Source organism: Kerstersia sp. (genome assembly GCF_052103615.1).
Taxonomy (GTDB): Bacteria; Pseudomonadota; Gammaproteobacteria; order Burkholderiales; family Burkholderiaceae_B; genus Kerstersia.
Genome location: NZ_JBQEKA010000074.1, coordinates 6,117 through 15,639 on the forward strand (window position 1 = coordinate 6,117; position 9,523 = coordinate 15,639).

6 protein-coding genes are annotated in these 9,523 nt (G+C 61.3%); 2 read left to right on the forward strand and 4 right to left on the reverse strand.

Annotated elements, in window-relative coordinates; translation table 11 throughout:
- The 4 genes from ACTJGZ_RS12900 to rpsU form a co-directional block, all read right to left on the reverse strand.
- A partial coding sequence (locus tag ACTJGZ_RS12900) for a DUF441 family protein (RefSeq protein WP_441663321.1) occupies positions 1-199 on the reverse strand: 199 nt, incomplete at its 3' end.
- A 16-nt stretch (positions 200-215) separates the two neighbouring features.
- Positions 216-2,504, reverse strand: a complete 2,289-nt coding sequence (rpoD, locus tag ACTJGZ_RS12905) for an RNA polymerase sigma factor RpoD (protein WP_441663322.1) — start codon at positions 2,502-2,504, stop codon at positions 216-218.
- A gap of 250 nt (positions 2,505-2,754) precedes the next feature.
- A complete protein-coding gene (gene dnaG, locus ACTJGZ_RS12910) occupies positions 2,755-4,851 on the reverse strand; it encodes a DNA primase (RefSeq protein ID WP_441663323.1) in 2,097 nt (698 codons plus the stop codon).
- A 12-nt stretch (positions 4,852-4,863) separates the two neighbouring features.
- Positions 4,864-5,076 (reverse strand): 30S ribosomal protein S21, encoded by a 213-nt coding sequence (rpsU, locus tag ACTJGZ_RS12915; protein WP_006218592.1) that lies wholly within the window; start codon positions 5,074-5,076, stop codon positions 4,864-4,866.
- A gap of 362 nt (positions 5,077-5,438) precedes the next feature.
- Here rpsU and ACTJGZ_RS12920 point away from each other — a divergent pair, with 362 nt between their 5' ends.
- Both ACTJGZ_RS12920 and ACTJGZ_RS12925 read left to right on the forward strand, forming a co-directional pair.
- Positions 5,439-8,891 (forward strand): AAA family ATPase, encoded by a 3,453-nt coding sequence (locus ACTJGZ_RS12920; protein WP_441663324.1) that lies wholly within the window; start codon positions 5,439-5,441, stop codon positions 8,889-8,891.
- Positions 8,892-8,979: 88 nt separating this feature from the next.
- Positions 8,980-9,459, forward strand: a complete 480-nt coding sequence (locus tag ACTJGZ_RS12925; RefSeq protein WP_441663325.1) for a hypothetical protein — start codon at positions 8,980-8,982, stop codon at positions 9,457-9,459.
- Positions 9,460-9,523: the final 64 nt, after the last annotated feature.

Below are 9,523 nucleotides of genomic sequence, written 5' to 3' on the forward strand. Positions count from 1 at the left end.
GCGTCATCACCCCAACCATCAGGATGATGATGCCCACGCTGAGGCCATACTTCTGCACCCAGGGAAAGTGCGCCTGCAGCGGTGTCAGCCGGACGAATAGCAAGACCAGCATGGCGATGGAGACCGCCATGTTGTGGCTGACGTAGCCCAGTATGGCAAACACCAGCAACAAGAGAATCGTTGGATCCGCCCAGCTCATCGCAGGAAAGCTCCCATTACTGCCCTTCCAGGAAGCTCTTCAGTTTGTCCGCACGGCTGGGGTGACGCAGTTTGCGCAATGCCTTGGCTTCTATTTGGCGGATGCGCTCACGGGTGACGTCGAATTGTTTGCCGACCTCTTCCAGCGTCTGGTCCGTGCTCATTTCGATACCAAAACGCATGCGCAGCACCTTGGCCTCACGCGGCGTCAGCGAATCCAGCACTTCCTTGACCACGTCACGCATGGAGCCATGCAGCGCGGCTTCGGCAGGTGCCAGGTTAGCCGTGTCCTCGATGAAATCGCCCAGGTGGGAATCGTCGTCGTCACCGATCGGCGTTTCCATGGAGATGGGTTCCTTGGCAATCTTCAAGATCTTGCGGATCTTGTCCTCAGGCATGTCCATCTTGGCCGCCAGCGTTGCGGGATCCGGCTCGGCGCCGGTTTCCTGCAGGATCTGGCGGTTGATCCGGTTCATCTTGTTGATCGTTTCGATCATGTGAACCGGAATACGGATGGTACGGGCCTGGTCAGCGATGGAGCGCGTGATAGCCTGACGAATCCACCAGGTGGCGTAGGTAGAGAACTTGTAGCCGCGGCGGTATTCGAATTTATCCACCGCCTTCATCAAGCCGATATTGCCTTCCTGGATCAGATCCAGGAATTGCAGGCCGCGGTTGGTGTACTTCTTGGCAATGGAGATCACCAGACGCAGGTTGGCCTCGATCATCTCGCGCTTGGCCTTGCGGGCCTTGGCCTCGCCGGTTGCCATGCGTTTGTTGACGTCCTTGAGATCCTTGAGCGGCAGCACGACGCGGTCCTGCAACTCAATGAGCTTGCTTTGCAATTCCTGAACGTCAGGAATATGGCGTGCCAGGGTTTCCGAATACGGATAGCCGGCATCCACTTCCTTTTGCACCCATTCCAGGTTGGTTTCCTGGCCCGGGAAGACCTTGATGAAGTGGCTGCGCGACATGCCGGCGCGATCCACGCAGACCGACAGCACTGCGCGTTCCAGCTGGCGCACTTCTTCCACCTGCGAACGCAGGGTGTCAGCCAGGCGTTCGACCATCTTGGCCGTGAAGCGGATTCCCAGGAACTCTTCCTGGATGCCTTCCTGCGCCTCAAGGTAACGGGCCGAACGGTAGCCGCTGGTCTCGTAGCATTCACGCATCACGCCGAACCATTTTTCGACGCGATCGAATTTTTCCAGCGTTTCGACACGCAGCGTTTCCAGCTGCTTGCTGCTCATGCCGCCCGCGGGGCCGTCGTCACCGCTGTCAGTCACACCGGCGCCTGCATACTCTTCACCGTCCTGGTCCAGCAGACCGTCAACGATTTCGTCAACCTGGCTGGAACCATCGCGTACCTTGGCAACGTGCGCCAGGATTTCCAGGATGGTGGTGGGACAAGCAGAGATGGCCATGACCATGTGCTTCAAGCCGTCCTCAATGCGCTTGGCGATTTCAATTTCACCTTCGCGCGTCAGCAGTTCGACAGAACCCATTTCACGCATATACATGCGCACCGGATCTGTCGTACGGCCGAAGTCGGAATCCACAGTCGTCAACGCGGCTTCGGCCTCGTCTTCGACATCATCGTCGTTGGAGGCAACCGGCGCGTTTTCGCTCATCAGCAAGGTTTCGGCGTCGGGGGCCTGGTCATAGACCGCGATACCCATGTCGCTGAAGGTGCTGATGATGCCGTCAATGGCTTCCGCATCCACCAGGTCATCCGGCAGATGGTCGTTGATTTCGCCGTAGGTCAGGTAGCCGCGGTCCTTGCCCAGCTTGATGAGCTGCTTCAGGCGATTGCGGCGGGCTTCGTATTCCTCGGGCGTGACCGGGCCACGCGCGATCAGATCCTTGGGATCGGCCTTGCCGCGCTTGCCGCGCTTGACCGGCTTGAAATCAGGAACGACTTCGCCGTCCTGATCCATATCATCATCGAAATCCGCGCTGACGTTGGCACTCTTGGCCGGACGGCCAGGGCGGCGGCCGGTGCCGACGGCCTTCGGTGCCGCAGCAGCCTTGGGCTCAGCCGTTTTCTTGGCCGCGGTTTTGGCTGCAGTTTTAGTTGCAGTTTTGGCCGCAGTTTTGGCCGCAGTTTTGGTCGCGCTCTTGGCTGCCGTTTTTGCCGTCTTGGCCGCGCCCGCCGCAGCCACCTTGACCGCAGCCTTGGCCGGCGTCTTGGCGGCGGCGCGCGTTACCTTGCGTGCGCCAGCCGTTGCCGCACTGCCTGTATCCGGCACGTCGATATGCGTCTGTTGGTCTGCCTTCGAACTTTTTGCGGTTTTGGATTGGGTCATAATGGTTTCCGTAGCGAAGTTGCCGCCACAAAACGGGAGGGCTGTCTGATTCTGCTGACAGCCCAAACATTGAACAGGACGAAAAAGAGCGAGAACAACTCGGCATCAAGCGCCGAAAAGCCGGGAGCAGCAAAGCCTCCGGCATCAGGCGGGTTAAGACCCGCAGCATCATCCGACCGCACCACCGAGAAAAGGTTCGGGGCAGACATCGCAAACCCCTGAATCTTAACTTATTTGCGGGAACACTACACTAAGCGTTCCCCAAGCCTCTCAGCCGGCGTGTCAGATCCTGGTATAAATTTTTTGATTCCTCATCGGTCAAGCCGGACGCCACCAAGGCATCCAGTTCAAGCTTCAGCGCATCACGTTCGACATTGCGCAATCCCCCTTCCCACTCCAGTTGCGGGTCGGGCAATTCTTCGCTGCCAAGCACGTCACGCGACAAGTCATGGAGGATGCCAGCCAGTTCGGATTCGGAAGGCACAGCTTCCATCATGGCGCCTATATGCCTTGCGCCCGAATCCTGCAAAAGGGTCACCAGCTCCCTGACCATACGCATATGGGGGCTACTATCCAAAACTTCAAGCTGCTGATCACCCATTTCATCAACCAGGCCTGGGTGACTGACCAGCAAACGCAGCAATTTGCGCGGCAGGCTCGCGACCTGCTGGCCGCCGCTCAAAGGCGGCACACCGCCGCGGCCTTCATTCCAGCGTCCGCTGCCCTTGCGCCCTTTCTGGCCGCCGCCGTCCCGGCCATTGCCGTTCCACTGCCGGCGGCCGGCCGTGCGGCCCCCGTCACGCCCTGCCTGTGACGGATAGGAGGCGGTCTGCTGTTCCGGCGGCCAATACCCCCCTTCGGGGTCCAGGCCGCCCTGAAAGCCGATATCTTCAGGGAGCATGTCATCCGGCGCCACCATCCATGGCGGCGGGCCGTCAGACGGCATAGGCAGGCCAGCGTGGCCCATGCCCTGCCCGGCCCCAGCTGGCCGCTCGGTACCGCCAGTTGCCGCAGCCGGGACTTGGGCAAAAGCCTGGCGGCCAGGGGCCTGAGCTTCGCCGGCGCGAAACATGGCATGCAGTTCTTCAGGCGTCAGCCGCACTTGCCGCGCAAATTCGTTGTGCAGCTGGATTTTCAGCGCGCACTCGGGAATTTCCGCAAACAGCGGCCGCGCTTCATGAATGCACGCGGCACGGCCTTCGACTTCCTCAAGCGCATGGCGCGTAGCCAGTTCGTCCAGCAAGAAACGCGAGAGCGGCTGGGCTTCCGACAACGTGGCGCGAAAGGCTTCCGCGCCAAAAGCGCGCACATAGGAATCCGGGTCGTGCTCTTCCGGCAGGAACAGAAAGCGGATGGAGATATCATCGCGCAGCAGCGCCAGGCAAGTATTGAGCGCCCGCCAGGCGGCACGCCGCCCCGCCTTGTCCCCATCGAAGGAGAAGACCACGTTTTCACTGGCGCGCAATAACTTCTGCACATGCTGCGGCGTTGTCGCCGTGCCCAGCGTCGCCACGGCGTGTTCCACGCCCAGCTGCGCCAGGCCGACCACGTCCATATAACCTTCGACGACCAGCACCTGCCCTGCCGCACGAATGGCCTGGCGCGCTTCCCACAACCCGTAAAGTTCCTGCCCCTTGGAAAACAGCGGCGTTTCCGGAGAGTTCAGGTATTTCGGTTCGCCCTTGCCGATAATGCGGCCGCCGAACCCGATCAGGGCTCCGCGCGCATTGCGGATGGGAAAGGTCACACGCTCGCGAAAGCGGTCGTAACGCCGGGCATCTTCTGCTTCCACGACAAGGCCGACCTCCACCAGAATGGGGTCGTCGTAGCGCTCAAAGACGTTGGCCAGGCCCCGGCGGTCGTCACCCGTCCAGCCCAGGCCGTAACGTTTGGCGATTTCGCCCGTCAAGCCCCGGCCCTGCAGGTAACGGCGCGCCTGCGCCGACTGCCGCAATTGCGACAGATAGTATTCCTGTGCCTTCTCCAGTGCCTGCGTATGCCGCGATACCTCTTCCTTGCGCCTGGCAGCCTCGGCCTGCTGGCGCGGGCTGCGCGGCTCTTCCGGCACGTTCATGCCTGCCGAAGCGGCAAGCGAACGCACGGCTTCCGGAAAACTGGCCCCGGTGTGCTCCATCAGGAAGGTAACCGCGCTGCCATGCGCTCCGCAACCAAAGCAGTGGTAGAACTGTTTGGTGGGGCTGACAGTAAAGGAAGGGGATTTTTCGTTATGGAAGGGGCAGAGACCTAAAAGGTTCGCCCCACCCTTGCGCAGCTGCACATAACGCCCGACGACATCCGTAATATCGACCCGGGCGAGAAGTTCCTGGATGAAAGAATCAGGAATCACTCACTGAACAGATCAGTAGAGGCGCGGAGGCAGTTGTTGGCTGCGGATACGCTTGTAATGACGCTTCACGGCGGCAGCATGCTTGCGCTTGCGCTCAGCGGTGGGCTTTTCGTAGAACTCGCGCGAACGCAGTTCGGTCAGCAGACCCGTCTTTTCGATGGTGCGCTTGAAGCGGCGCAGAGCGGCTTCAAACGGCTCGTTTTCTTTCAGGCGAACAATAGGCATGAATTCTATTACGCAGTTAAAAAATGGATGGAATGAGGTGCATACTGAATCGTCGGATTCTATCACGTTACGCCGCAGAATCAAAACCCGGACTGTTGCCTGAGCGCCAAGCGCCTGCCTTGTAACGGTCCGAACCCGCTTGCGCCCGGCGCCGCTTCGTCCCGTTATACCGCATGCCGGGCGGCGCAACACTGCCAGCGGCCGCTGGCAGCGGCCAGGGCAGCCCACACAAAATGACACAAGTGTGACTTCAAAAACAATCAATCTCTCACAACTCGGCCCTCGTCCAGACAGGCGCCCCGCCATGGGAATGCCTATACTTCAGCCTGTTGTCTTACCTTCCCCCGCGTTTCCGCTCAAGCATGCCCCCTAACAAGCCCCTGACTTTCCTGGACGTCCTGAAATTATCCAAAATCACTGCGCTGCGCCATGGCCTCATGCGCATCAATATGGATATCATCAGTGAAACCTTGAAAACCTACGTCGATACCACTGAGATTTCCGACGATACCGCAAGAAAGCTGGGCCTGGACCCTCAGGACAAGCAAGCGCCCAAGCGCAAGGATGGCAGTCAGCGCCTGGCGGAATATCCTGCCAAGCCGTCTGTGACGCTGACCTCGGACGTCACGACACTGCGCCAGGAATACGGCGCGTCACCCGTGTCCGGCCTGTTCCTGCCCGAGATGGAAGCCCATCCCGTCCCCCAGACCGCGGCGGAAGACATCACCAACGATGAACCCATGCCGCCGGCCGCTCCCGGCGATTGCACCGATAATGCCTCGGCGCATCGCGCCGCCGGTCAAGGCACCGCCGCGGCCCATGGCCGCGACATCAGCTTGCAGGAATGCCTGGTGCTGGCCGAACAGGTCGCCAAAGCCGGAGGCAAGGCAAGCATTACACCCGGCGTCCTGCGTGAAGCCTTGGCGCTATATATAGACACCAGCGCCCTGGGCCTGCATCAGGCCGCGCTGCTGGGCATTACCGCCAACCCTGCCGCACGCAATGATGGCCTGCATTACCTCCCTGAAGGACAGACCGGCGTCGAACTGCCAGTTGCCAAAGAGGTGACAGCACTGCTCGAACAATTCAAGGACGAGCCTCTGCCGCTGCGGCTCCCCGGCCTGGTCACGCCCGCAGGCACGACCAAGGCCAGCGATACCAGCAACAAGCAGGACCGCAGCAACCACCCTGGGCGCAGCAGCGCCGGCGAAGCCCCTCAGGCCAGCGGCGAGCCATCCGCCCAGGCCACCGAGGCCGAAGAAGCCCTCAGCCGCACCGAGCGCGTTCCCGCCGTCCTGAAGCAGGTGGATGAACAACTGCAAGCGTTGGGTGCCGCCGTCATCGGCCAGCCTGCCGCGCTGGCGCGCCTGCGCACGGAATTGCTGGCGCGCGCGCTGAAACTGAACGCCCCGGGCAAACCGCGCCTGCTGGTGTGCGTCGGCCCGGCGGGCACTGGAAAATCCCTGCTGGCGCGCAAACTGGCCGATGCCAGCGAAGGCAAAAGCCTGGTGCTCAATATGGCCAGTTTCCAGAGCCACAATGAAGGCTTCGGCCTGACGGGCTTGCGCGAAGGCTATAGCAATGCAGGCCCGGGCCGGCTCACCGGCTTCGTGCGCCGCCATCCGCGCGCGGTGGTGGTTTTCGATGATGTGGACCGCGCCCACCCCAATGTGCAGAACATCCTGGCCAATCTTCTCAGTGACGGCTATCTCGAAGACGAGTATGGCTTCGGCAATGAGAAAGAACGCTCCCGCGCCGAAAGCCGACGCGTTTCCTTTCAGTCCGCACAGCTGATTTTCACCCTGCGCCCCAGTCCGCAACTGGCCGAAGACAGCAGCCTGTCCACTCTGATACGGGAAAATCCGGCCAGGGCTGCCGGCCTGCTGGCGGAAGATATGCTGGCCCGCCGGGAAAGCGAAGACAGCCAGGACACCAGCAGCGAAAACGGCAAGATCACGTCGTATCTGGCGGGCTATCTTTCCAATGCCACGCTACTGCCATTTGCCGAGCTGACGATCGCTTCCCTGACGGGCATTACCCGCAAAGCCTTGGCTGATTTCGCCGAGCTCTTCAGCAAGCAGGCCATTCCGGTAGAGTTCGAAAACCTCGACCTGACAGCCACCATCATCACCCTGTCTTTTGGCCCGGATATCGCCCCGCTGGAACTCTCAGAGGCGGGCACCCACTGGCTGACGGAAGCCTGCTTCGCCGACACCGCCAGCCACAGCCAACTGCCGGAACGCGTCAAGGTCAGCGTGAGCCAGGCCGCCCTTGACTGGTTCGCCGGCCGCGACCTGGATGCCCTGCACCGCAGCCTATTCCGGCGCCGTGAAGTCCTGCGCTATGAACTCCGTCCGCAGCACCAGGAGGGCGAACTGCAACTGGTGATAGATTCCGTGCGCCTGGAACGGATACAGGGCCGCAAGGATTACGGCGCCGATGACGGCTTTGCCGTCGAAATGCCTGACTTGCGCTTCAGCGACATCAAAGGCCACACCCGGGCCAAAGAAAGGCTGCAACAGATCATCCAGCTGCTGGCCGTCCGCGCCGATGAAGCTGCCAGCGCGGATGCCGCCCAAGCGCCGCCCCCGAAAGGGATGTTGCTGTACGGCCGCCCCGGCACTGGCAAGACCATGCTGGCCAAAGCGCTGGCGGCAGAGGCCGGCGTGCCCTTTATTTCCGTGGCCGGGCCGCAGCTTTTCAATCCAGGGCTGACCCGCTCCATTTTCCGCCGCGCCAGACGCTATGCCCCCAGCATCGTTTTCATCGACGAAATCGACGCGCTGGGCATACGCGGCATGCGCGGCATAGAACCGGCGATCAACCAATTGCTGGCGGAAATCGACGGCTTCGGCTCGCACACTGAGTATCCGGTGTTCATTGTGGCCGCCACCAACTTCCTGGCCAATGTCGATCCGGCGCTGCTGCGCTCCGGGCGCCTGGACCTGCTGATGGAAGTCCCGCTGCTGGATCGCGAAGCCCGCCGCCATTTCATCGACACCCGCCTGTGCGCCCTGCCCCGCTCGCAGCCGCCAGCCAGCGACGCCTGGAATCTGGACGCGCTCGTGGCCATGACAGCCGGCATGAGCGGCGCCGACTTCGAAAAAGTCCACCGCGAGCTGCTGCTGGCCCTGCGGCAAAACCGGCAGGAGCATGTCAGCTATGAGCAGCTGCTGGAACAGATCAACACAGTGAAATACGGCGAACGCAGTCGCCGCAAGCCCTTGCAGGAATACCTCTCGGCCGTGGCCCACCACGAAGCCGGGCACGCGGTGCTGGCGGCCTTGCTGCGCCCGGAACACCCACTGGAACAAGTCACCATTGCAGGCCGTGGCGATGCGCATGGTTTTGTCGCGCTATCGCGTGACGATGAACATAGCATCCGCCCGATGAACCGCCGCGAAGCCATGGACGACCTGTGCATCAAGCTGGCCGGCCGGGTAGCGCAATTGCGGCAATTCCCGGCATCGGAACCTGCCGGCGGCAGCGATAACGGCGCTGCCAGCGACCTGGCCAAAGCCAGTGAGCTGGCGTGGCTGGCGATTACCCAATGGGGGCTGGATGATAGTTTCGGCTGGCTCTCGCTGGCCCCCTTCGAGCCCCCCTTGCCCCCCGCCTGGATGGAGCGCGCGCAAACGCGTGTGGACATCTGGCTGCAAGAGGCGCGGGAGCGCACAGAGATGCTGGTGGAAAACCACTGGCACAGCATCAAACAGCTGGCGGAACAATTACTGCAAGAAGAGACCCTGGACGGCCATGCCGTGCTGGCGATCATAGGCGCGCAAGCAAGCGGCGCGGCATCAAAACAGGATTAGCCCGCCATTCCTCTCCGGCAGCCTGGCAAGCGACAAACCATACCGCTCAGGCTACCATTCCGTTACCTACATAAGGAGAACCCAACTCATGACGTCCAAAACCGAAGAACTGCAAAAGCTGTACCAAGAAGTTCTGGATTACAAATCGGATATCGACGACGACGGCGACGTGCGTTTCCGCCACCCGGAAATGGGCGTGTTCTACCTCTCCATCGATGCAGACAACGACCCCGAATTCCTGCGCCTGGTGTTTCCCAACTTTGCCGATGACGAACGCACCGGCCTGTCGCGCGAGCAGCTGCTGGAGCTGGCCAATGAGGTCAACATCCGCAACAAGGCCTCCAAGCTGACTGTCAGCTACATGAATAGCGACAACACCTGGAACGTCAGCGCGCAGATCGAATCTTTCATCGCTGCGGCCGACCAGTTTCCTGACCCGGAAATGCTGCGCGCCACGATGAACCGCAATATTTCGGCTATCCGCGCCAGCCTGTCCACCTTCCATCAGGCCGTCGAAGAAGCCAAGAACACCGACTCCGACGACGGTGAAAACGGCGACGCGATCTAATCGCCAAGCATTTGCCAAACAAAATGGCCGCCAGACATCGGCTGGCGGCCATCTGCCTGATGCA